This is a genomic window from Streptomyces sp. NPDC051567, from assembly GCF_044454165.1.
GTDB lineage: Bacteria > Actinomycetota > Actinomycetes > Streptomycetales > Streptomycetaceae > Streptomyces.
Window position 1 is genome coordinate 167407 of record NZ_JBITDK010000012.1, and the last position, 22068, is coordinate 189474.

Annotated in this window: 19 protein-coding genes; 8 read left to right on the plus strand and 11 right to left on the minus strand. The window is 70.9% G+C overall.

All coding sequences use genetic code 11. The features are described 5' to 3' along the window. Positions 1-71: 71 nt before the first annotated feature. The 4 genes from ACIA5F_RS16365 to ACIA5F_RS16380 all read right to left on the minus strand — a co-directional run bounded on the left by ACIA5F_RS16365 (position 72) and on the right by ACIA5F_RS16380 (position 4198). The gene (locus tag ACIA5F_RS16365) at positions 72-716 is read right to left on the minus strand and encodes a dihydrofolate reductase family protein (RefSeq protein WP_399353337.1); all 645 of its coding nucleotides are present in this window, start codon (positions 714-716) and stop codon (positions 72-74) included. A 255-nt stretch (positions 717-971) separates the two neighbouring features. Then, positions 972-1889 carry a tetratricopeptide repeat protein gene (locus tag ACIA5F_RS16370; RefSeq protein WP_399353402.1) on the minus strand — a complete coding sequence of 306 codons (918 nt, stop codon included), beginning with the start codon at positions 1887-1889 and terminating at the stop codon, positions 972-974. Beyond that, the gene (locus ACIA5F_RS16375; RefSeq protein ID WP_399353339.1) at positions 1826-3205 is read right to left on the minus strand and encodes a tetratricopeptide repeat protein; all 1380 of its coding nucleotides are present in this window, start codon (positions 3203-3205) and stop codon (positions 1826-1828) included. The genes ACIA5F_RS16370 and ACIA5F_RS16375 overlap by 64 nt, the downstream gene beginning before the upstream one ends. A 792-nt stretch (positions 3206-3997) precedes the next feature. Next, positions 3998-4198, minus strand: a complete 201-nt coding sequence (locus ACIA5F_RS16380) for a trypco2 family protein (protein ID WP_399353341.1) — start codon at positions 4196-4198, stop codon at positions 3998-4000. A 344-nt stretch (positions 4199-4542) separates the two neighbouring features. On the opposite strand from ACIA5F_RS16380, the gene ACIA5F_RS16385 reads away from it, so the two are divergent. After that, positions 4543-5004: a protein phosphatase gene (locus tag ACIA5F_RS16385; protein WP_399353343.1), complete on the plus strand. Its 462-nt coding sequence runs from the start codon at positions 4543-4545 to the stop codon at positions 5002-5004. Between the two features lie 49 nt (positions 5005-5053). Here ACIA5F_RS16385 and ACIA5F_RS16390 read toward each other — a convergent pair whose 3' ends face one another. Both ACIA5F_RS16390 and ACIA5F_RS16395 read right to left on the minus strand, forming a co-directional pair. Then, positions 5054-5359 carry an LLM class flavin-dependent oxidoreductase gene (locus ACIA5F_RS16390; RefSeq protein ID WP_399353404.1) on the minus strand — a complete coding sequence of 102 codons (306 nt, stop codon included), beginning with the start codon at positions 5357-5359 and terminating at the stop codon, positions 5054-5056. Between the two features lie 114 nt (positions 5360-5473). Continuing rightward, complete coding sequence (locus ACIA5F_RS16395) at positions 5474-9319, minus strand: hypothetical protein (RefSeq protein WP_399353345.1); 3846 nt, start codon at positions 9317-9319, stop codon at positions 5474-5476. 184 nt (positions 9320-9503) lie between these two features. Between ACIA5F_RS16395 and ACIA5F_RS16400 the strand changes: the two genes are divergently transcribed. After that, positions 9504-9683: a hypothetical protein gene (locus ACIA5F_RS16400; protein ID WP_399353347.1), complete on the plus strand. Its 180-nt coding sequence runs from the start codon at positions 9504-9506 to the stop codon at positions 9681-9683. Positions 9684-9887: 204 nt separating this feature from the next. Further along, a complete protein-coding gene (locus tag ACIA5F_RS16405) occupies positions 9888-10016 on the plus strand; it encodes a hypothetical protein (RefSeq protein WP_399353349.1) in 129 nt (42 codons plus the stop codon). 336 nt (positions 10017-10352) lie between these two features. Here ACIA5F_RS16405 and ACIA5F_RS16410 read toward each other — a convergent pair whose 3' ends face one another. Continuing rightward, positions 10353-11681, minus strand: coding sequence for an HD domain-containing protein (locus ACIA5F_RS16410; protein WP_399353351.1), 1329 nt, complete (start codon positions 11679-11681; stop codon positions 10353-10355). Positions 11682-11794: 113 nt separating this feature from the next. Here ACIA5F_RS16410 and ACIA5F_RS16415 point away from each other — a divergent pair, with 113 nt between their 5' ends. Genes ACIA5F_RS16415 through ACIA5F_RS16435 form a run of 5 tightly spaced genes read left to right on the plus strand, consistent with a single transcriptional unit; the run spans position 11795 to position 17013 of the window. Then, positions 11795-13423, plus strand: a complete 1629-nt coding sequence (locus ACIA5F_RS16415) for a type I-E CRISPR-associated protein Cse1/CasA (protein ID WP_399353353.1) — start codon at positions 11795-11797, stop codon at positions 13421-13423. Continuing rightward, complete coding sequence (gene casB, locus ACIA5F_RS16420) at positions 13420-14070, plus strand: type I-E CRISPR-associated protein Cse2/CasB (RefSeq protein ID WP_399353355.1); 651 nt, start codon at positions 13420-13422, stop codon at positions 14068-14070. Before ACIA5F_RS16415 ends, casB begins: the two co-directional genes overlap by 4 nt. Then, complete coding sequence (locus ACIA5F_RS16425) at positions 14067-15455, plus strand: type I-E CRISPR-associated protein Cas7/Cse4/CasC (RefSeq protein ID WP_399353357.1); 1389 nt, start codon at positions 14067-14069, stop codon at positions 15453-15455. The genes casB and ACIA5F_RS16425 overlap by 4 nt, the downstream gene beginning before the upstream one ends. Next, entirely contained in the window at positions 15452-16291 is an 840-nt protein-coding gene (gene cas5e / locus ACIA5F_RS16430; protein ID WP_399353359.1) for a type I-E CRISPR-associated protein Cas5/CasD, read from the plus strand. Before ACIA5F_RS16425 ends, cas5e begins: the two co-directional genes overlap by 4 nt. Beyond that, complete coding sequence (locus ACIA5F_RS16435) at positions 16288-17013, plus strand: type I-E CRISPR-associated protein Cas6/Cse3/CasE (RefSeq protein ID WP_399353361.1); 726 nt, start codon at positions 16288-16290, stop codon at positions 17011-17013. The genes cas5e and ACIA5F_RS16435 overlap by 4 nt, the downstream gene beginning before the upstream one ends. Positions 17014-17489: 476 nt before the next feature. Here the strand turns inward: ACIA5F_RS16435 and ACIA5F_RS16440 are convergent, their stop codons facing one another. Genes ACIA5F_RS16440 through ACIA5F_RS16455 form a run of 4 tightly spaced genes read right to left on the minus strand, consistent with a single transcriptional unit; the run spans position 17490 to position 22064 of the window. Beyond that, positions 17490-18488: a TIGR03842 family LLM class F420-dependent oxidoreductase gene (locus ACIA5F_RS16440; protein ID WP_399353363.1), complete on the minus strand. Its 999-nt coding sequence runs from the start codon at positions 18486-18488 to the stop codon at positions 17490-17492. Between the two features lie 27 nt (positions 18489-18515). Further along, positions 18516-19916 (minus strand): dihydropyrimidinase, encoded by a 1401-nt coding sequence (gene hydA / locus ACIA5F_RS16445; protein WP_399353364.1) that lies wholly within the window; start codon positions 19914-19916, stop codon positions 18516-18518. Positions 19917-19929: 13 nt separating this feature from the next. After that, complete coding sequence (locus ACIA5F_RS16450; RefSeq protein WP_399353366.1) at positions 19930-21225, minus strand: aspartate aminotransferase family protein; 1296 nt, start codon at positions 21223-21225, stop codon at positions 19930-19932. Further along, a complete protein-coding gene (locus ACIA5F_RS16455; RefSeq protein WP_399353368.1) occupies positions 21222-22064 on the minus strand; it encodes a nitrilase-related carbon-nitrogen hydrolase in 843 nt (280 codons plus the stop codon). Before ACIA5F_RS16455 ends, ACIA5F_RS16450 begins: the two co-directional genes overlap by 4 nt. Between the last annotated feature and the right edge of the window lie 4 nt (positions 22065-22068).

The window sequence follows — 22068 nt, forward strand, 5'->3', positions numbered from 1 at the left end:
CCACCGGCACATCCGTCCGGGCCGCCCGCCGGGCGGCGGAGCGGTCGGCCGGGGCTGCCCTGAGGGCCCGGTCACTTTCGCCAGAACAGGTGGTGCGTCACCCCGCTCGGGCTGGGAACGACCTCCAGGTGGAACCGGTCGAGCAGCTCGTCCGGGGACTCCCAGAGCCGTACTCCGGACCCGAACTCCACCGGCGAGACCGCCACGTGCAGGGTGTCGACGAGGCCGGCGTCGAGGAACTCCCGGATGGTGGTGACTCCGCCGCCGAGCCGGACGTCCTTGCCCCGCGCCGCTTCCCGCGCCTGTTCGAGGACCGTGGCCGGGTCGCCGTCGACGAAGTGGAACGTGGTGTCGGAGAGCGTGAACGAGGGACGCTTGTGGTGGGTCATGACGAACACCGGGGTGCGGAAGGGGGGCTCGTCCCCCCACCAGCCCTGCCACGCGTGGTCCTGCCAGGGCCCGCGCTGGGGCCCGAACTTGTTGCGGCCCATGATCTCGGCGCCGATGTTGCGGGCGTAGTCCCGCGTGAGGTAGTCGTCCAGGCCCCGGCTCCCCCCGGGTTCGGTGCGCCTGGGCCAGCTCGCCGTGGCACCGGCCCAGGCGAACAGCTTCTCGGGCTCGACATGACCGAAGGGCCTCTCAAGGGTCTGGTCCTCACCGGCACCGATACCGTCACTCGAAACGGTGATGTTCTGGACTCTCAGTAGCTGAGTCACGTGTTCCTCCTGTGTCGCCGACAACGGTGGTGAGACTTGCCGGACCGGGAAAACTCATCGCTACGTCCACAGCCGGTCCGAGGCTCGGCCACGCGGTGTCCCCGCCTGTGAGGTGTACGCGGTGTGGGCAGGCTCCTGGGATGAGGGGGCGTCCACCCCTGCGGAGCCTTTCACGTCCTGCGGTCCGGTCGCCCTGGCCGCAGCGGTTCGTCCGTCGTGTCCTCACCCGCCGACACCCCTCGACCCGCGCAGGTCCTAGAGCGTGTGCAGCTCCGCGGACAAGCCCTCCTGCTCGGCGGCGCCGATGCGGGTGAAGAGGGTCAGGGCCCTCTGGAGCAGCCCGGCGGCGAGGTCGGGCTCACCACGAGAGCGCTCGTACCGGCCCAGGCCCGCCAGGGCCCGGGCTTCCTCCAGTGGACTGCCGAGGGTGCGCGCCAGGGCCGCCGCCTCGCGGTGCAGGTCCTCGGCGGTGGCGTCGGCCTGGGCGAGCCGCACCTCCCCAGGTCGTTCAGCAGCGCCGCACGACCTTGCCGGTCGCCGATCTCCCCGCAGAGGTCCCGCGCGGCGGTCAGGCTCCGGATCGCCGCCTGCGCACGGCCCTCCAGCTACGTGCGTGGCGCCCTCCGCCCGGAGGGCTCCCGCCATCCCACGACGATCGCCCAGAGCGGTGACGACGGCCAGGGCCTGACCGGCCGCCACAGCCGCGGCGGGCGCGTCTCCCCGAGCGATCCGCACGAAGGCCAGGTGGCACAAGGCGTGCCCCTCCGCCCGTTTGTCGCCCAGCACCCGTGCCGTCCCCAACGCTTCCTCGTGCGCCTCGGCGGCGTCCGCCCACTGTCCGGTGCAACGCCGCACCGCACCGAGGTAGTTGAGGCTGTAGACCTGTCCCCGCCGATCGCGCAGTTCCCGTGCAGTCTCCAGCGCCTGCGTCTGGAGCCGATCGGCCTCCACCGGGTCACCGGCCAGCAGTCGTACGGCGCCCAGGGCGTTACGGATGTAGACGCCGCCCCGCTGGTCGCCCACTTCCTCCGCGAGTGCGAGAGCCCGCCGCATGTACTCCTCGGCCTCGGCGTACCGGCCGGTCTGCCGGAGCACCACGCCGAGGTTGTTCAGCGCCGTCGCCCGACCGCGCCGGTCCCCCGCGGAATCGAACAGTTCGACCGACTCGCGCAGTTGGGGTTCGGCGGCGGTGTAGTCGCCCCCTCAGCCGCTGGACGACCCCCCCAGTAGTTCAGGGCGCTGGCGGCGCCTGCCCCGTCGTCCAGTTCCCGGAAGATGGCGAGTGCGCGCCGGTGCGCGTCCGCCGTGGCGGGATAGTGACCGGTCTGCCCGTGGACGACGACGCCGAGGTCGTTGAGCGCACGCGCCTCACTCCTGCGGTCGTCGAGGGCGTGATGGAGCTCCATGGCCTCGGTGAGGTTCCGGGCCGCCCCCTCGTAGTCGCCGGTCAGCCGACGCACCAGGGCCAGGTTGCCCAGGGCGACCGCCCGGCCCGGACCGTCCCGCAGGCCGGCCTCGCGGTCCACGGCGGTCTGGTGCAGGGCGATCGCCTGCTCCCAGGGACCGGCCAGCCGCAGGAAGCCAGCCAGGGAACCGGCGAGCGCCACCACGCGTGATCCCCGGCCGTGATCCCCGCAGTACCGTGCGCAGGCCAGCAGGTTCGCCGTCTCCGCGCCGAGCCAGGCCATCGCCTCCGTGCGGGCGGCCCGGTCGGCCGCCGCGCCGGACGGCCACTGCCCGGTGACGACCTCCGACGACGCCGTGGCGGCACGCTCCTCGTAGTACGCGAAGAGCCTGTCGAGCGCGGCCTCCTTGGTGGGCTCCGGGTCCGCCTCGGCGAGGGTGCCGGAGAACTCCCGTACCAGGTCGTGCATCCGGTAGCGGCCAGGAGCGGACTCCACGACCAGGTGTTCGTCGTAGAGGACCTCCAGCAGGTCCCCCGCCTCCACCGGATCGAGATCGTGCAGGGCGGCGGCAGTGTCCGCACTGTACTCGCTGCCGGGGTGGAGGCTGAGCAACCGGAAGAACCGCTGCCGGTCGGCGTCGAGATTCCGGTAGGAAAGCTCGAAAGCCGTGGCCACCGCGGTGTTCCCCGCGTGCAGGCGGGCGAGCCGGCGGCGGGTGGCGGAGAGCGACCGGGCCGGGTGGGTGAAGGACCATGACGGGTGGTTGCGTATCCGGCCCGCCACCAGTCCCAGCGCCAGCGGCAACTGCCCGCAGAGTCTGGCCACCTCTTGGGCGGCTGCCGTCTCGTCCGCTCCTTCGGGCATGCGGCGGGACAGCCGGCACAGCATGGACACCGCGTCCTCCAGAGTCAGCGTGTCCAGCGCCAGCACCACCGTGTCGGGCAGATCCGCCAGCCTCCGGCGACTCGTGATCAGGACCAGGCACTCGGCCGCGTTCGGCAGCAGGGGCTCCACCTGGTCCTGGTCCACGGCGTCGTCGAGGATGAGGAGCACCCGTCTCCTGGCCAGCCTGTCCCGCCACATGGCCGCCCTGGTGTCGAGAGTCGAGAGTCGAGAGCGGATCGGTTCCGTTCGGTATCAGCTCCTGGGCCACGCCCGTGGCGGCCAGCAAGGAGGCGAGCGCGTCGGAAGGGTCCACCGGGGACTGGCCCGGTGTGTGGCCGTGCAGGGGGAGGAACAGCTGGCCGTCCGGGAAGCGGTCGGCGAGCTGGTGGCCCACGTGCACGGCGAGGGCCGTCTTGCCGACTCCCGGCATGCCTCCGATCGCGTGGATGTCGATGACCTGGCCACTGATCGGACGAGGTGAGAACCGACTCGGCGAGCCAGGCCAGTTCACGGCTACGACCGACAAAACTTGCCAGGTCTCGTGGGGAGGCGGCCGGAGCGCACGCCGCTGAGCGGGTTGACCACGGCGGCCACCTGGTCGGCGTCCGTGTCACTCCGGGTGGCCAAGGCCTCGGGGAAGCCCGCGAGCTGCACCTGGACGCCCGGTTCGTCGCTGTCCAGCCTCCCCCAGACCACGGGACGGGGCGCCGGAGGAGGAATCCAGCCGGGTGAGGTGATCTCCAGCAGGGCGGCATCGACCCCGTGGTCCGGCCCGTCGTGGCGCGCCCAGGCGCCAGCCGGGCCGCCAGCGGCGATCCACCTTCCGGCGGATCGTCGAGGAAGCGAATCCGGAGAGCGCTTTCGAAGCGGCCGTCCGCTCCGCGTACGACGTGCGCCGCCGTCAGGACCAGCCGGTCGGAGACGAGATAACCGCTGCCCCGGCGCCGGGACGCCCAGACCTCGACGAGTCGCCCGCGCTCCACGGTGCGTTCAGTCCGACCGGCCGGGCAGCCAGCGCGTCGCGGAGACCTCGGCGTTCCCCCCGGTCGCACTGTTCTTGGGGTTGAGCACCAGGGTCACCCGGTGGCCGCTGCCACTGCTCACTTCGCCCTTGCCGCCGGCCGACACGACCCCCCAGCGCAGTCCGGCATCGACTCCACCCGTCCGGCGGAGATCGACCTGGAACTCCATCTCGATCGGCCCCAGCTCGAACCGGAGCTGTTTGCCCGCCCCTGCGCCATCGCCGTCTCAAGTTCGGCCCTCAACTGCTGGACGGCTTCGGCAAGTCCGACCCAACCCACTGTCCACGGTTCCCCCTCGTCATCCGGCAGGCGTGCAAAAATTAGTCCAGCGGCCCGGCTCTGAACAGCGTCATCCGAGGAGTTTCTGGACCGTTTCCAGCCACAGGCGAACCAGGCCGGACGAGTCCGCCGCAGGAGCGCGCGCCTCCGTCTGCCGGGCCTCGGCTCCGCCGGGACGACCAGGACACGCAGGAAGGCCGGGCTTCGACCCGCTGACCGGCCGGAACGGGAGTCATGTTGACCGAACAATGGAACACCGACACTCCGGGAGTGGTCCGGCTTCCCTCGGGACGGCTGATCCGGGGCCGGGGACTGAGACATGGCCTCCCGGAGGGCCGGACGCCCACGCTCGCCGTCCATTTGACGGACCACCGGCCGCCCGAACCGCCCTGGGAATCCCTGTGGGTCCCCTGGCGTGACTTCTGGCTCCCCACCGACCCCGACGAGGCGATGCGCACGCTCCGCCTCGCCTACGAGCGGGCCGCGGGCGAACGCGTCGAGGTCTGCTGCGGGGGCGGGGTCGGACGGACCGGTACGGCGCTGTCCGCGATGTGTGTCTTCGAGGGCATGGCCCCCGGGGAGGCCGTCGCCTGGATGCGGCGCAACTATCACTCCCGTGCGGTCGAGGTGCCCTGGCAGCGGCGGTTCATCCGCCGTGTCTTCGCCGCCGACACCCCCGGCTCGCGCCCGTCGTAGCCGCGCCAGCGACCCCGGCGTGCGCGCCGGGGGCGCTCCGTCGCAAGCGTCAGCCCGCCGCCAGCGCCGGGATGACGTGCTGTCCGTACGTGTCGATGGTGGCTTCGCGGGCGTCGTGCATGGCGTAGACGGCGAACTGGTCGACGCCGAGGTCGCGCAGGGCCCGGAGTTTGTCGATGTGGGCCTCGGCGGGGCCCAGGAGGCAGAAGCGGTCGACGATCTCGTCGGGGACGAAGTCGGCGGACGGGTTGCCGGTGCGGCCGTGGTGGCTGTAGTCGTAGCCGTGGCGGGACGTATCGTCGGCGAACCCGACCTCGCCCTCCCGGGCCCCGCGTACTGGGCCCACCCCACCCAGGAGCGGGAAACTGAGGTCGGGAGCTGTGGGCTCCCTGCGACCTCGTCATTCCCGCAGGTACGGGAGTCAAATCATGGCGCAACGCCACTCGGTCGGCGAGATCGGGTCAACCGTTCATGGGCCGGCGCCGCGAGCAGGGGTTCGAGAAGCCGGTTCGAGACCCAGGCTGGCGAAGGTGATGTCGCGAAGCTGAGGCACCGCGGCAGCAGCCATCCGCGCAAGTACGGGCAGGACGCTGTACCAGTCAGGGCTCTTCAACGCCTCACGCAGGAATCTGCCCGCCTGCGGACCATCGTCGGGAGCATCCTTCGAGGCAGCCAGAGCCAGGGCTCGCAGCACCAGCGTGAACGGGTCCGGACCGCCCCCGTGAGCAGTCGGCGCCAGCTGTACGGGGACACGGGCCAGGTGGCCTGCGACAGAGGCGAAGCCCGTCGCACGGCGCTCCGGATCGGCAGTACGGGCTACTGTCCGCCACGCCGCTTCGGTGTCTCCGAGCAATGCGTGGAGAACGGCGACACCGGCCGTGGGGAACTGCTCCTCGTGACCGATGCTGCCGGCTCGCGCGAGCCACTCCAGCTGGACGTCAACGTCCCGGCCCTCGCCTGCCCGCAGTACGGCATCGACGAGGACCGTCCGGGGCAACCACTCCTGCTGGTCCTCGCGGGTGTAGTCCCGCGCGCCGTTGACCGCGCTGCTCAGCCGCTCGCGGCAGGGCCCGTCCGCTCGCGCGGAAGCCGTTAGCAGTGCGCCGAGTTCCCCGAGGAGAGCGGCCAGCCGACGCGGCAGGTCCCTGGTCGCCTCCAGCCCTTCCCGTACGTCGTCCACGATCTTGCCCGCGGCGGCCGGGTCGTGAGCGGCCAGCCCTTCCGCGACGGCAACACGCGCCTTCACCGCCCCCAGCCGCCACAGGCCTCGTCGGGCGGGCTGCTTCGGCTTCGTCCCCTCGATCAGATCCAACGCCATGTCCCCCTCACCCGCGTGTGCCAGGGCCTGGGCCGCGAACGCCCAGGTCGGGTCGTCGGTGGCCTCCGCCGCGATGCGGGCCGCTTCGTACGCCGCTTCCTGCGCCAGCCTGCGTGCCTCGGCGGCGCGCCCCGAGTCGGCGTGCGCCATGGACATCGCGGCGACGGCGCGGACCCGCTCGCCCGGGCCGCTCAGTGCGGCGACCAGGGTGTCGGCGTCCGCGGTCGCCCCATCTCGTACCAACGCGCCCGCGAGGGCGGAAAGCCACGGCAGGGAGGCTTCCGCCCCCACACCGGTTTCCGAGAGGAGGCTGAGTGCCTGGTCCAGGCAGTGCCGGGCTTCCTGCTCCCGGCCTTGTTCGGCGAAGGCCACGGCTTCACGGGCCAGTCGTCCTGACTCGCCTGCTTCGTCGTTGTCGGAGTCGTCGGAATCACCGATACCGCCGGTGTCGTACGCGGTGTTCGCGCGGGCGATGATCGAGTCCGCGAAGTCGACTCCGTCCCGATCCGGATCCTGGTCCTGGCCTCGGTCCGTACAGGTGCCGCGAAGGTCCTCCGGCACACCCTCCAGAAGCTCCCTGACCCGCTCTGCCGGAGTACCGGTGTCCATCTGTGCCCTGACGAACCGAACCAGCGTCAGACCGAAGCCGAGTTCCGCATGTGCCCGGTCCGGCGCCGACAGCGAGGTGGTCTGCCGGCAGGCCCATTCGACCCGCTCTGCGGCCAGGGCCACCAACGCCCGTGCGTCATCGGGGCGGGCGGCGGCCAGAGCCGATGCGGCAAGCGACAGAACGTCGAGGTATGCCAGCGGTCGGGAGCCCGCCCAGACCGCACGTGCGTGTTCGAGGATGCGGTCGTGGAGGTGGTCCGCCCGGTCCGGGGCAGCCAGGGCGAGGGCCGCCCACAGTTGCACCGGGGTGGCCCGGTCGGCGGCGTCGGCCGGTTCGGCGAGCTCCGCCAGTGCCTCCACCTCCTCTTCCAGTTCGTCCAGGAGCTGCGACGCCAGCGCCGGTTGGTTCGAGGACAGCAGGGTCGCCGCGTCCGTCCACGCCTCGTACCTCTCGGCGCTCAGCCCCCTCGTCCGACGGAGCACGTCCGCGCCGGCCTCCTCCTGGCCCGTGCCCATCAAGGCCGCTGCCGCCCGAGCAACGGCAGCCTCGGCCTCGTCGCCGCCGACGCCCCACGCCGACGTCTGCCGACGGGCGGCCACGGCCCATCGCAGGGACTCCCTCGCGGTTTCCTGTGCCGCCTTCCGGGCCTGGTCGTCGCCTTCGATGCCGGCCAGTGCACAGGCCACGTCGGCCAGTGCCCTTGCCTTCGCCCCGGGGTGGGGCAGCTCCAGCGCCAGCGTCCTGGCCCGTCGGACATCGCCGAGGTAGGCGAGGGCGCGGGGAATGTCTCGCGGCAGGGATCGAGCCTGCCGCAGGAGCAGCGTGCGCGACAACGCAGCCGCCGCCAGGACGTTGAGGCTTTCCGGGGTGTCGTCGGTGGCCGTGCCGGCGGCCAGTTCGATGTCCGCGAGGGCGAGGTCCAGCCCGAGCCCCGCCACTTGCCGCCGTTGGCGGCGGGGATCGAACACCAGGCCGGCCAGTCGACCGGGCTCGCCGCTCTCCCGCGCCAGACGGGAGTAGCCGGTCAGGAGGTAGTTCGGGGTGTCGTCCGGCCAGCCCCGCTCGCGGTACCGGTCCGCCCAGCGGTGGAGTCGGCCTTCGTACTCCGCAAGTCCATCGGTGCCGAAGTTCTGGGATGCCACGCGCCGGAGTTCGTCGTGCGCGAGTACGTACGTACGAAGCGCGGGGTCGTCGCCCCAGACGGGGCCGCTCGGGGCAAGGTGATCGGTCACGTCCGGACGCATGCTGCGACCCGCGACACTGCCCAGAAGCTCCACGACGTCGTACGGCAGAGTCGTGGACCCCATCAGACGGGCCAGGTCTTCGCCACTGAGGGCGCCCCTGGCCGCCGCGAGCAGGGCCAGCAGGGGCCGACCCACCTCACGGTCCTTGAGGAGGGTCTGCAAGTCCCTCATCACCATGTCCCGGATGACGGAGGCCACCGGGGAGACCGTCAGGCGGCGTACGACGGCGGGATCCCGCAGCGGGTGGTCCTCGGGCACGTCGGCCGGCAGGGGCGGGTGCTCCCGCCCGGCCACCACTACGCGCATGCCAGGCGGGAGCGCCTTCGGCAGCATCGCGGCGATACTCAGACCGCCGTCCTGCGGTGCGGCGGCTTCATCCAGGCCGTCGACGACGAGCAGCAGGGTACGGCCGAGGGAGCTGCTGGCGCGCGCGGCTGCTTCGTAGAGGGATTCCAGACCTGACGGCGCACGCTTGCCGACCAGGGTGGCGAGCTGCCGGCACATCGTCGTGCGGAAGGTGTCGGGGTGGTCGGTGCCGAGGCGTCGGGCGATGAAGTACGGGACGACGTCGACCCCGGCCGGCCGGTACGGCAGTACGAACCAAGCCAGGAGGGCCGACTTTCCAGCCCATGGCCCCGCCTGCACGAAGGTGTAGGAGGGGGCCTGGGCGTCGCGGTCGGTGGTGAACGCCGAGAGTGTGTTCAGTACGTCGAGGCGGTCCGAGAAGTCCCGGGGGAGGAAGTGCTGCCGCACCTCGGCCTCGTCGCCGTAGAACCGGCCGCCGGAGTCCGCGTGGCTCTGGGGGCCGGACCCGCCCTGCCGGGACTTCCGCCCGTGATCCGCGGCGGCAAGGAGCGACCGCCAGTGCCGTTTGCTGTTGGGCCGGTAGTCCGGAGAGACCCTGGCGGCCTCGTCCTCCAAGTACTTGACCAGCGCCCAGAGGGTGGGCTGGTGGCGGTCCGAAGGCACTGAGCGCCCGTGGCGCCAATCGCTGATGCTGCGGTCCGAGACCACGAAGTGGCGCTTCTTCAACGCGTCGACGACGTTCCCTTGCGTGAACGTGCTTCGACGGCCTCCGCGCGCTGCCTCGTACAGGGCGTACAGCGCACGCGCGAAGTCCGAGCCCGCCGGTTCCTGCACCAACTCGTGGCCCCCAGCCGCTGTGTCCGTAACTTCGCCGGAAACTTTCTACTGCCTATCTGACCAGGCTACTTGCGCCCGATCCGGCTGTCCGGTCATCGCCGGAAGAGCTCCGGTCCCGGAACGTCTGAGGAACCGAAAGCCCGGCGGTCAGATCCGCTGGGCGACCCGAACGAGGGGTCCCACCATGTCCATGCTGCTCTCCATTCTCCACGACGGGACCGCGCTGGCCGCCGCCACCGGCCTGACCTACGCCGGCGCCGTCGTCACCGTGGCCGCCGCCTCGGTCCTCTCCCGCAGCCCGGAGCGCCGGCGCGACGCCCGGGCCACGCTGACGATCCTGATGCGGCGCCGCCCGCCGCGCTGAATCGCCGCGCAGACCTAACCATTCCGAGTTTGAAGCCAACCTGGAAGTCGGAGTTGTTGGGTCTCTTCGTCTTCGTCACGTCGAAACGGCCTCCACCGGAACCCGATTCATGTCACCCTGGTTCCGAGAGGCGCCTCGCCGCGCCTCCTGCATGGGAGCGCACCGGCGATCCTCGCCGGGGCACGTTGATGCAGGAGGCAGCAGGTGAAACGCCGATTAGCTGAGCGGCTGCAGGAGCTCAAGCCCTTTGAGCTCGCGGTGATGGGTGTCTTGTGGCTGGTGCTGGAGCTCGTCTCCGCAGTGCTCGCCAAGCTTGTGGACACCCTGTGGTGAAGGTTGTTACCCGGCGTTTCCGCCTCGCCGGGTAACAACCTCCTGTAGCCGCTCCTGGGTCCGTGCCTCGCTCCAACGAGGCACGGACCGTTGAGCAGGAGGGCCGATCGGGCGACAGTCTGCCTGTCGGTGTACCGACGAACGATGGATCTTCGGGAATGGTCCAGTACCGGACCACGAGCGTAGAGCAGGTGGTCGAATGTCACCACGGGCCAGTCCCCATGACGTCGGCCGTACCGCTCGCCTTGCTGGTGCCGCATCGCTCAACGGCGCTATTCTCAGGGCCACTGCACTGCTCCCCGCCTGAGCGGGGATGGACCGTCGGACTTGTTCGGGCTACGACCCGATCTCCCCGCACTCGCGGGGATGGACCCCGTTATGAGCAGAGCCCCGAGCCCCCGCACCGGCGGGGACGGCGGAGGGCAACTCATGCCCTCGGCAGTCCCGCGACGGGGTCGTACCGGACCTGCCCAGCCGGGCCCGGACACACACGTGCCCGTCCCGTCGAAGAGCGCCACGTGGCTCCGGTCGAGCGAGGGGTGGCCGGACGCGGCCGGCCAGGTGTGTGGCATCGACGTACCACGCGGGACGTTGTGGGTCGTTGGCGCGGTGACGGTGGTGGCGGCCGAGCCGCTGGACCAGCCGGTCGATCGGCGCGAGGTCAGACACCAGGTGGTCGAAGTCGAGGTCCAGGGACTGCTCGATGACCTGGGTCGCGATCACCAGCATCCTGCCGGGACGGTCCGGGTTCGGCTTGCCCGCCTGCCGGACCTCGGCATCGGTGGCCGGCCCGAGCATCGCCGTGAGCCGCTCCTCCAACGGCTGGCGGTCACGCGGCAGCATCCGGCCGTGCAACAGGACGACGTCCTGCGGATCCCAGCCGTACTCCGCCGCCTGCGCCCGGGCCTGTTCATAGAGCGCGACGGCCGTGTCCACACGAGTCCGGACCACGCCGACGTATCCTCCGTCCCGGGCCTGGTCGAGGAGCCGGGCCGCCAGTTCCCGCGGTCCGGGGTCCGTTCGAGGACGACCGTCGTGCGGAGCGGTTCCACCTCGCCCGGCGGGGGCCCGCTCCTGCGGACGCGACCCGCGGCGTCGACGACGGTGACGGGCCCCCGCGTCGGCCAGCCATTCCACAGCCGCGCCGAGCAGTTGCTGCTGGTACAGCTCGTAGGCGTGCGCCTCGTCGATGACGATTTCCTGGGACCGGCACTCGGTACCGTCGCCCGTGTCCGGACAGCGGCAGCTGAGCAGGCCGGGGAGCGTCAGGGTCGTGATGTGTTCGTGCCGGGCGTTCTGGACTCCGGCCCAGGTTCCGGGGAGGGGAAGCCCCGCCGCGCAGGCCTGGTCCTCCCACAGCCCACGTTCCCGCCGCATCCGGTCCGTGGTTCGGCGTCCGGTCGCGAACCGGCAGGCAGACAGGGGCGATGCCTTGCCCAAATCGTGCAGGGCGGCGAGAAAAGCGACCGCAGCCCGTGCGGCCCGGTGGTCGCCTGCTCCGAAGCCCACGGTGAGCCGGTCTCGCGCCGGATCGGGCAGGTAGCGGTCCCAGAGTTCGAGCGTCACGGCGTCGACGTCCAGCAGGTGTGCGATCAGCGGATTCCATACGGGCCCGCCGACCTCGGCGGGCATCCCGTCACGATCGGTTTTGCCGCAACTCCACACTCAAGTGCAGTCGTTGAAGTTTTACAAACCTGCCATACCGCCCCAATTCACGTGCTAGATTCCTGCTTCATTCCAGCAAGGAACCGTTATGAGCAGAGAGCGAACGATGCATCTTGGCTGAATCACGCACTCCGCCTCGCGGTGGGGCACGTCCCCAGTGGGACCCCCGGCACCAAGCATGCGCCGAGGCACTGACACTGAAAGGAGAGAGGGTCGAGCGGAGCTTGATCGGCCTCCTGGAGGAAGCCGACGGACTGCGGTCCGTGAGCGGGTCCACCCCGGGTGAACAGGTCGCTCTCCTCGAATACCTCCTCGCCATCTGCTACGCCTCCGAGACCTATCCGCAGTCGAACGCCGACTGGCGCAGCTGGGTCGAGGGCAGCCAGTCGCTCGGTCAAGCCGCCCAGTGGCTCGCCCGGCGACCGGAGGACGAGATCTGGGACCTGTTCCACCCGACCGAACCGCTCGGCCAGAACTCGCTCCTCGCCCCCTACCTCGACCAGCGCGGAGCAGGACCGGCACAGGTGGTCATCGAACATTCGGGCGACTACAACCTGCTTTTCGACCACCACCACTTGGAGCACCCGCAGCTGTTGTCTCCTGCCGAGGCATTCCGGGCCATGCTCACCCAGCACGTCTACGGTCCGGCCGGCCGCGCGCGGATCTCGGGCAAGGAGACACTCGGGCCCACGATCACGAATCTGGCCGTCGGTCGGCTCAGCGGCCGTATCCGTGTCCTCGCCCTCGGTTCGACCCTGGGCGAGACCCTGCGCCTGAACCTGATGCCCTCCGCCGACCTCCCGGGTGAGTTCAACCGCTCCTGGACCGTGGGCAAGCAGGCGCGGCGCGGATTCCGGACGAAGCCGGAGGGCCGCCCCGTGAGTGGCCCGGCCGACCTCCACAGCGCGCTCGGCCGGTCCATCCTGATGCGTCCCACCGTCGTGCCCGAATCAGGCGAGGTCATGGTCGACCGGGTGCTGATGGGCGCCGGCGAGCTGCTCTCGCTCCAGACCGTGCACCTCCAGGACGCCGTCTATGCCAGGACCGTCCAGGGGATCAAGAAGCCGCTGTGGCCGTCGGCGGCCCGTGCCTTCTGGCGCGACGCGCACGCCCTGTACGCCGCCGTGAAGGACGCGGAGAAGCCGAACCACGCCGACCGGCGCGTGGACCTCTACGGACGCCTCGCCCTGTTCCCCGGCCCCGACGCGCTCCGCGGACCGGACAGCCCACCGGTCCGGCGCATCCAGCTCTGGGCCGTGGGGCTCGTGGCCAAGCAGGCCACGGCTATCACCTGGGTGTCCGGTGTCTTCCCGTTCGCGCCCGGTATGGGCGCGGTGCTGTGCCACGCTTCGAGTCGGGGATCGGCGGTCGCCGAGTACGTGGCGACGAGCCTGGGCAGGGCCGCCTACGCCGCCTGGGAGATCGCGTACCCGAACCCGAAGCCGAGTGACCAGTCCGGCCAGATCGCCCGCTTCGACGCCCGGTGGAGGCACTGGGAGGCGGCCGAGGATCCGTTTCGCATCCTGCTGGAGGAGACCGCCGCGCGGGAGCCGGTGGAGAGGTGCCTCCTCGACTACGCGTCCACCCTCACCGACCAGGCCCGCGGGTTCCTCACCAAATCCCTCGACTCGCTGCCGCGCAATTCTCAGGGCTTCCAGGCGCGCGCCGCGGCCCTGCGCCGCTTCGAGGACGAACTGGCGAGCCCGAAGGCTCCGGCCGAACTCCATGGGGAGAAAGCATGAGTACGGAAACCGAGCCCGAGGTCATGACCGAAGCCGAGGCCGAGGGCGGATCCGGGGCCGCGATCCCCTCCCAACATGCCTGGGAGGAGAAGGAACCCAGCGAGCGCCTCACCGCCTGGCTCACCTCCCTGGTGCGCAACCGGGAGTACGGCCAGCTCGCGGACCTGCGCCGGCCTCGGGTACGGACGAACACCCGTATCCGGGCGGGTTGGTTCGACCCCGACCGCCGGGAGGTGTTCGAGGAGGTGGCCTTTCTGTTCGCCGTATATCACCGCGGCGCGTCGAGGCCCTCGTACGGGTTCGGCAGCCTCGGCTCTGCCACGCGCCGGATCGGCGGCGGCGCCGGACGGGGTCCGGGCGATCCCGGAGCGAGTCGGCTGATCGACCGGATCGTCTCCAGCCGTCGGATCCCGTGGCGCCACCTCCAGCACGCGGTCGCCCGCCTGCGTTCCTGCGACCAGGCACCGCCCGACTGGACCCGGCTCGTGGACGACCTCGGCCGCTGGAACGACCGCAGGGCAGCCGTCGCCGACGGCTGGGCCGTGGACTTCCACGAGCCGCCGCCCCGGCCCGGCGACAGCGTCGGCAAAAACGTCCCGACGGCCGGCAAGACCGCCGACACTACCGAGAAGGGCACCACCAAGTGACCGCTCCTGCCGCAAGCCAGTACCTCTCCCTCCACCTCCTGGAAACACTCGTCGCGGTACTGCCCGTACGCGACGAGAACGGCTCTCCCAAGTCGATCGTCTACGGCGGCGCCGAACGGCACATGATCACGAGCCAGGCCCGGCGCCGCGCCGAACGGGTCCACGCCCGTGACCGCGCCAACGCGGGCGTCGGCGCCCTGGCTGGACACAGCACAGGAACCCGTACGCGCGAGTGGGCACTGATCACCGCTCGCGCCCTGGCCTCCGAGTACGGCTGGGACAAGGACGAGGCGGTCCGGACGGCCCGCGCGGTCATCGAAGCGACGGGGCTCAAGTTCGGTGATCCCGCCAAGAAGACCGTGGCCAACCTGACCAAGGTGCTCCTCTTCGCACCGTCCGATGCTGGTGCCCGCATCGCCGCTCACATCGCGGAGCACCACCAGGCGATCAGGAGCTGGACGGACGCCTATCTGGCCGCGCAGACGGCTGCCGCGAAGCCCAAGCGGGGCAAGAAGGCCGCCGCACCGGCTGATCCGTACGGCTCCGACGGCGTGGACGCCCCGGAGGCGGAAGGCACGGTCGACACCAAGTCGCTCCCCCCGCTGCCGGCCGGGACCCGTGCGGCGGTCCTCACGGCTCTCGCTCCCCGCGACGCGATCGACATCGCGCTCTACGGACGGTTCCTGGCCGAGATCCCCGATTCCCCCAATGTGGACGGCGCCGTCCAGACCAGCCACGCCTTCACCGTCCACGAGGCCGAACAGCTCGACGACTTCTACGCCGCGGCGGACGACGCCAAGCTCGACCGCAAGAAGAACGCACTGGATTTCCTCGACTCGGCCGACGACGCGGGCGCCGGCATGACCGGCTACCAGTCCCTCATCTCAGGAACCTTCTACCGGCACGCCGTACTTGACCGCCGCAAGCTGCGGAGGAACCTGGAGGCGGCGGGCATGAGCGCGGAGGAGGCGGAGCGGGTCTCGGTCGCGGCCGAGGCCGAGTTCGTCAATTCCTTCGTGGACGCGTTCCCCGAAGCGAAGAAGAACTCCACCGCCTCCACCGGCAGCCTGCCCGCCCTGGTACTCGCCTTCGAAGGGGAGCGGCCGTACAACTACGCGGCGGCCTTCCAGCGCCCGATCAACGAGAGCCCGGTGGACGAGAAGGACCGGACGCGCAGGGCTGATGAGCGCAAGGGGGGCGACGGTCCGGCGGGGCCGGCGGCGGTGGAGCGGCTGATTGGCCACCATGTGTTCGTCAGCGGCCGCCGCGGCGACATCGCGACCGGCCGCGTGCTCACGTACGACCCCCACATCGACGAACTCCTGGACGGCCTGAAGGAACTCGGCGCGACGAAGGTGACGTCCATCAAGGGGCTGACGACATGACGCACGTCCTCCTCCTCCGGCTTGCCGCTCCCCTGCAGTCCTGGGGGTCGGTGTCCCGGTTCTCACGCCGCGACAGCCACAGCCGCCCCACCAAATCCGCGGTAATCGGCCTGTGCGCCGCCGCCCTCGGACGAGACCGCACGGACCCGATCGACGACCTCGCCGCACTGGAGTTCGGCGTCCGGGCGGACCACCCCGGGACCCCCGTCCGGGACTATCACTCCGTCGGCTCCGGCCGGTACCCGCTGCGCCCGCGCGACCTCATCACCGACCACCGGCGTGCTGCCGCCGTCTCGGAGAGCACGGACGCCGCCACCGGCGACAGCTTCGGCCATCACGAACTTGCCGGCTGGTACGGAGCCCCGAAGAAGACCACGGCCGATCCGGTCTCGGGCGCCCTGGTCTCCGGCGAACTGTCGCGTACGGCCCTGATCACCGAGCGCTGGTACCTGTCCGACGCCGCCTTCGTCGTCGGTCTCCAGCACTCAGAGAGGGCACGGCTGGAGGAAATCGCCCACGCCTTGGAACACCCGAGTCAACTCCTGTGGCTGGGACGTAAATCCTGTCCGCCCTCCGGCACGGTCGCCGGGGACATCCTGCCCGGTACCCTCGCGAAGGCCTTCGCCGCCAAACAGCTCCTGCCCCGCCTTGACGGCCCGGTGTCTGGGCGGCCATGGGCATGGATCCAGACCCCCGCAGATGATCCCGGGGCATCCCCTGTCAACGACCAGCCGGTCAGCTTCCATCCGGCCCGGCGGACCCACACCACACGGTGGGAGATCCGCACCCGTGTCGCCATCGCCCCGACCGCCACTGAATGGGACATCTTCCATTGACCACCACACGCACCGCGGCGGCGGCCCGCTTCGTCGCCACCCACTCCGTCCTGACCCTGGACGCCCGCCACCCCTACGTCGCCAAGTCCCTCATCGACGCCCAGGAGATGCACCGCACGGTCATGAGCGGATTCCGCGGCTGGGTCGAAGACGGAGACACTGCGGCCCGCTCACAGATGGGTGTGCTGTCTACGTGGTCGGTCGACCTCAAGGCCGCCGCTCTCGTCTTGGTCGTGCAGTCGCGGGTACCGGGTGACTGGAGCCGCATCCCCCGGGCCGCCCTCACCGGCAAGCCGCACGTCCTCACCGTAGACCGCACCTACAGGACCGGGGAGACCCTGGGTTTCCGTACGGTCGTCAACCCGACCCGGAGCAAGCCCCCGGGCAAACCTTCCTCCGAGAAAGTCCGCGGTACGCGCATCGCCCACACCAACCCGAAGCATGTGAAAGGCTGGTTTCTACGACGCCTCCAAGGCGAAGCCGAGGCAGCGACCGCCGAGGACGGCGTCCTCCGAATCGGCGCCAGCGCCGAACCGGACACCCTCTCCATCCGCATGCTGCCAACCATCTCCAGCGCCGACCGGCATAAGGGCCTACGCATCAACCGAGCCGAAATCCGAGGCAATCTTGTGGTCACCGACCCCACATCCCTGGTCACGACCCTGACCAACGGCCTCGGCCATGCCCGCGCGTACAGCTGCGGCCTCCTCCTGACCCGTTGAAGCTGATCCGTCGTGGCTCCGGGCACGCGTCTGCGGACAAAGACCTGGAGCCACGACCCCCACCTTCGCGGGGGCGCATGTCCAGCACCGGTTGAGGTAGTCCCAGGCACCGCTTCCTCTACTCGGCTGTCACGTGGAGACGGATCCCAAGGTGGGAGTCCTCTTCACCCAGCGGCGGGTCTTCCGGGAGCAGCGGATCCGGATTATGCGGCGCGCGTGGCCGGATCCACCCTCTCAGGTTCGGGGAGCGGTCAGCGAGAGGTTTGCCGCGCCGTGGCGGGCGAGCTGCTCCCCATGCACGCGGGGATGGTTCCTCGACCCGGGCGACCTGGCCCTACGTACGGCGGGAGGTCGCATCCTGCGGGATCGAGCTCGGGGCGGAACCCGCCCGGCACCCTCGAAGGTATCCGCACGAGAGCCGTCGGCAACCTGCTGCGGGGCCGACCTCCTGGTCGGCCCCGCGCCCCTCGCGAGAGTCAGACAAACGCCGGGATGACGTCGGAGCCGTACGCGTCGATGGTGGCTTCGCGGGCGTCGTGCATGGCGTAGACGGCGAACTGGTCGACGCCGAGGTCGCGCAGGGCCCGGAGTTTGTCGATGTGGGCCTCGGCGGGGCCCAGGAGGCAGAAGCGGTCGACGATCTCGTCGGGGACGAAGTCGGCGGACGGGTTGCCGGTGCGGCCGTGGTGGCTGTAGTCGTAGCCGTGGCGGGACTTGATGTACTCCGTCAGCTCCTCGGGGACGATCGCGGAGTGTTCGCCGTAGCGGGAGACCAGGTCGGCGACGTGGTTGCCGACCATGCCGCCGAACCAGCGGCACTGGTCCCGGGCGTGCGCGAGGTCCTCGCCCACGTAGGCGGGGGCCGCCACGCAGATGGTGACCGCCGCCGGGTCGCGGCCGGCCGCCGCGGCCGCCTCCCGGACGGACTTGATCATCCACTCCGTCAGGTACGGGTCGGCGAGCTGGAGGATGAACCCGTCGGCCTTCTCTCCCGCCAGGGCCAGGGCCTTGGGCCCGTACGCGGCCATCCAGACCGGGAGCTTGCCGTCCGTGATCCACGGGATGCGCAGCGGCTTGCCGTCGACCTCGGCCTCCCGGCCCTCGGCGAGGTCACGGATCACGTCGATGGCCTCGCCGAGGCGGGCGAGGGTGTTGGGTCTGCGCCCGGCGACCCGCATCGCCGAGTCGCCGCGGCCGATCCCGCAGACGGTGCGGTTGCCGTACATGTCGTTGAGGGTGGCGAAGGTGGAGGCGGTCACCTCCCAGGTGCGGGTGGACGGGTTGGTGACCATCGGGCCCACGATCAGCTGCCGCGTGTTCGCCAGGATCCGGCTGTAGATGACGAACGGCTCCTGCCAGAGCACGGCCGAGTCGAAGGTCCAGCCGTAGCGGAAGCCGTTGCTCTCGCCGCGCTTCATGAGGCTGACGACCTGGGAGGCGGGCGGGTCGGTCTGCAGGACGAGGCCGAAGTCCATGGGGCGGCTCCTTGCTGCGTGCGGTGCTTACAGGTACTGGCAGGTGGAGCGGGGGACGAAGGTCCCGTGGCCGGTCCGGCCCGTGTACTCGCGCCGGTCGATGACGAGTTCGCCCCGGGACAGGACCGTGTCGACGCGTCCGGTGATCCGCTTGCCCTCGTACGCCGAGTAGTCCACGTTCATGTGGTGCGTCCCGGCGGAGATGACCTGCTCGGCGTGCGGATCGTAGAGGACGATGTCGGCGTCGCTGCCCGGTGCGATGGTGCCCTTCTGCGGGTAGAGGCCGAACATCCGGGCCGGGCTCGCGCAGGCGATCTCGATCCAGCGGCGGCGGCCGATGTGCCCGTCCAGGACGGCCTGGTGGAGGAGGTCCATCCGGTTCTCCACCCCCGGCAGCCCGTTGGGGATCTTCGAGAAGTCGCCCCGGCCCAGCTCCTTCTGGCCCCGGAAGCAGAAGGGGCAGTGGTCGGTGGAGACCACCTGGAGGTCGTTGGTCCGCAGGCCCCGCCACAGCGCCGCCTGGTGCTCGCGGGGCCGGAGCGGCGTGGAGCAGACGTACTTGGCGCCCTGGAAGTCGGGCTCCTCCAGGTTGTCCGTGGAGAGGAAGAGGTACTGCGGGCAGGTCTCGCCGAAGACCGGCAGGCCCTTGTCCCGGGCGGCGGCCAGTTCGGCGACCGCCTCCTCCGCAGAGACGTGCACGACGTAGAGCGGGGAACCCGCCACCCGCGCGAGCTGGATCGCCCGGTGCGTGGCCTCGGCCTCCAGCAGGACCCGGCGGACCTCGCCGTGGTGGCGGGGATCGGTCTCCCCGCGCGCCAGGGCCTGTTCGACCAGGACGTCGATGGCGATGCCGTTCTCCGCGTGCATCATGATCAGCCCGCCGTTGCCCGACGCCCGCTGCATCGCGCGCAGGATCTGCCCGTCGTCGCTGTAGAAGACTCCGGGGTAGGCCATGAACAGCTTGAAGGAGGTGACGCCCTCCTGGACGAGGAGGTCCATCTCCTTCAGGGTCCCCTCGTTGACGTCCGAGAGGATCATGTGGAAGGCGTAGTCGACGGCGCAGTTGCCGTCGGCCTTGGCGTACCAGGTGTCGAGCCCCTCGCGCAGTGCGCGGCCCGCGCTCTGCACGGCGAAGTCGACGATGGTGGTGGTGCCGCCCCAGGCGGCGGCCCGGGTGCCCGTCTCGAAGGTGTCCGAGGCGGCGGTGCCGCCGAAGGGCAGCTCCATGTGGGTGTGGGCGTCGACCCCGCCGGGGATGACGTACTTCCCGGTCGCGTCGAGGATGCGGTCGGCCGTCCAGGCCCCGGCCGCGGCCGAGCCGTGTGCGGCGAGCGCCGCCACCCGGCCGTCCTCGATCAGGACGTCGGCGTGCAGCTCGTCCGCGGCGGTGACGACGAGCCCGCCGCGGATCAGGGTGCGGTGGGTCATGGCTCCCCCGGGGCTAGGCAAGGACGCGCAGGGCCTGGGCGAGGAGGGCGGCGCCCTCTTCCGCCTCGGCGACGGTGAGGGAGAGCGGGGGCGCGATCCGCAGCACGCTGGTGTCGTGGCCACCGCCCTTGCCCAGGAGCAGGCCGCCCGCGCGGGCGGCCTCCAGGACGGCGGTGGCGGCCTGGGGATCGGCCTCGGTGGTGCCGGGCCTGGTGAGTTCGATTCCGGCCATCAGGCCCCGGCCGCGGACCTCCCGTACGGCGGGCACGGCGGCGGTGACGGCGCGCAGCCGCTCCAGGAGCAGGCCGCCGACGCGGCGGGCATTGCCCTGGAGGTCGTGTTCCAGCAGGTAGGCGAGGTTGGCGAGGCCGGCCGCCATGGTGACGGGTGAGCCGCCGAAGGTGGAGATGGAGTGGGTGTCGAGGCAGTTCATCACCTCGGCGCGGGCCACCACCCCGCCGATGGACATGCCGTTGCCGATGCCCTTGGCGAAGGTGAGGATGTCGGGCGGCCCGTTCTGGGCGTGGGCCTGCCAGCCCCAGAAGTGGTCGCCGGTGCGGCCCCAGCCGGTCTGCACCTCGTCGCTGATCCAGAGGATGCCGTGCCGGTCGAGGACCTCGCGGAAGGCTCCGTAGAGGCCGTCCGGAGGGGAGGTGAAGCCGCCGACGCCCTGGACGGGCTCGGCGATGAGCGCGGCCACTCCCCCGCGCGCCTGGCCGAGCACGTCCTCCAGGTCCGCGACGGCGGCGGCGGTGAACTCGGTGTCGGACAGCGCCGCGAAGGGGCCCCGGGTGCGGACCGCGCCGTGGACGTAGTACGTCTGGAGGGGCGAGAGGCTGGTCGGGGACCAGCCCCGGTTGCCGGTGACGGAGACGGTGGAGAAGGACCGGCCGTGGTAGCTGTTGCGCATCGCGAGGATCTGGTTGGAGCGGCGGTACGCGGTCGCCAGCAGCAGGGCGGTGTCGTTGGCCTCGGTGCCGGAGGTGGTGAAGAAGACCCGGGCGTCGGGGATGGCGGACAGGGCGGCGACCCGCTCGGCCAGCTCGATCATCGGCCGGTTGAGGTAGAGGGTGGAGGAGTGGACGATCCGCGCGGCCTGCTCGGAGACGGCCTTGGTGACCTCGGGCAGGGCGTGGGCGGTCATCGTGGTGAGGATGCCGCCGAAGAAGTCGAGGTAGCGGTTGCCCTCGGAGTCCCAGACGTGGCGGCCCTCGCCGTGGGTCAGCTCGACGGGCCGGTCGTAGTAGAGCGCGAGCCAGTCGGGCAGGACGGCGCGGTGGCGGTGGTGCAGGGGGGTCGGATCGGTCACGGCTGTACGAGCCCTCCGTAGGCGTCGGGGCGGCGGTCGCGGTAGAAGGCCCACTGGTTGCGGACCTCTTCGATGAGGCCGAAGTCGAGGTCGCGGACGAGGAGTTCCTCCTCCTTGTCGCCGGCGACCTCACCGACGAACCGGCCGCGCGGGTCCACGAAGTAGCTGGTGCCGTAGAAGTCGTTGTCGCCGTACTCCTCGCGGCCGACCCGGTTGATGGCGGCGACGAAGTACTCGTTGGCGACGGCGGAGGCGGGCTGTTCGAGCTGCCACAGGTGGGCGGAGAGCCCCCGGGAGGTGGCGGACGGGTTGTAGACGAGCTGGGCCCCGGCCAGGCCGAGCGCGCGCCAGCCCTCGGGGAAGTGGCGGTCGTAGCAGATGTAGACGCCGACCTTGCCGACCGCGGTGTCGAAGACGGGCCAGCCGAGGTTGCCGGGGCGGAAGTAGAACTTCTCCCAGAACCCTTTGACCTGCGGGATGTGGTGTTTGCGGTACTTGCCGAGGTAGCTGCCGTCGGCGTCGATGACGGCGGCGGTGTTGTAGTAGAACCCGTCGGACTCCCGCTCGAAGACCGGGGCGACGATCACCATGCCGGTCTCGCGGGCGAGGTCCCTCATCCGGCGGACGGTCGGGCCGTCCGGGACCGCCTCGGCCCACCGGTAGTGCTCGGGCTCCTGGACCTGGCAGAAGTAGGGGGCGTTGAAGACCTCCTGGAAGCCGATGATCTTCGCGCCCTGCGCGGCGGCCCGGCGGGCGTGCTCCTCGTGTTTGGCGATCATCGACTCGGTGTCTCCGGTCCAGGTGGCCTGGACCAGCGCGGCGCGGACGACATGGGTCATGAGC